The sequence below is a fragment of the Rhizobacter sp. P2_H2 genome (assembly GCF_056403375.1).
In genome coordinates this window covers 1-1,170 of sequence record NZ_JBFUFP010001389.1, presented here as the reverse complement: position 1 = coordinate 1,170, position 1,170 = coordinate 1, and the positions used below count along the sequence as shown (strand labels likewise).

The window sequence follows — 1,170 nt, the reverse complement described above, 5'->3', positions numbered from 1 at the left end:
CGCCGAGGGAAAGGAGACACGGAATGATGCAGTTGCAGTCCTCCCGCCGGCCATTGGCCACCCTTGAGCGCCCGGGCACCCCCAGCCCGTCCTGACGCGCTCGAACACTCCGCGAATCGTTGTACCCACCGCTGCGCCCTGGCGCCGCGGTGGCGCAGTGCGCTTGATCGCAGTTTCAGTCGCAGTCTCACTCGCAGTCTCACCATCGTGAAAACGTTTTCAAAACAGGAGACATTTCGATGAAGATCCGATTCCACATGCTTTCGGCCGTTGCCGCCGCCGTGCTCGCCTTGTCGCTCGCCGCACCGGCGCGCGYCGCCGATGCCGAGTACACGCAGCGCTTCCTGACGCAGTACAACAAGATCAAGGATCCGGCGAACGGCTACTTCAGCAGCGACGGCGTGCCGTACCACTCGATCGAGACGCTGATGGTCGAGGCGCCGGACTACGGCCATGAGACGACCTCCGAGGCCTACAGCTTCTGGCTCTGGCTCGAGGCCCAGTACGGCCGCGTCACCGGCGACTGGGCACCGTTGAAGGCCGCCTGGGCGACGATGGAGCGGACCATCATCCCGCCCACGGCCGACCAGCCCACCAACAGCTTCTACAACCCCGCCAAGCCGGCCACCTACGCCGGCGAGTTCGCGCTGCCGAAGAACTACCCCGCGCCGCTGGACAACTCGGTGACGCCGGGGCAGGACCCGATCGCCACCGAGCTCGCGACGGCCTACGGCACGCGCGACATCTACGGCATGCACTGGCTGACCGACGTCGACAACTGGTACGGCTACGGCCGCTGCGGCGACGGCACCACCAAGCCGGCCTACATCAACACCTTCCAGCGCGGGCCGCAGGAATCGGTGTGGGAGACGATTCCCCATCCCTCGTGCGACACCTTCCGCTGGGGCCRCAGCGGCGGCACGCAGGGCTTCCTGAGCCTGTTCATCGGCGACCAGAGCTACGCGAAGCAGTGGCGCTACACCAATGCGCCGGACGCGGATGCGCGCGCGATCCAGGCCGTCTACTGGGCCTCGGTGTGGGCGAAGGCGCAGGGCAAGGGCGCCGACGTGGCCGACCTCGTCAAGAAGGCGGCCCGCATGGGCGACTACCTGCGCTACTCGATGTTCGACAAGTACTTCAAGAAGATCGGCAACTGCGTCGGCGCGCAGG

At 66.6% G+C, this 1,170-nt stretch carries 1 protein-coding gene; it reads left to right on the top strand.

What is annotated here, in order from left to right; translation table 11 throughout:
* Window positions 1–239: 239 nt before the first annotated feature.
* The coding region (locus AC1D15_RS33330; RefSeq protein ID WP_477829436.1) for a glycoside hydrolase family 48 protein at window positions 240–1,170 on the top strand (931 nt) is incomplete at its 3' end.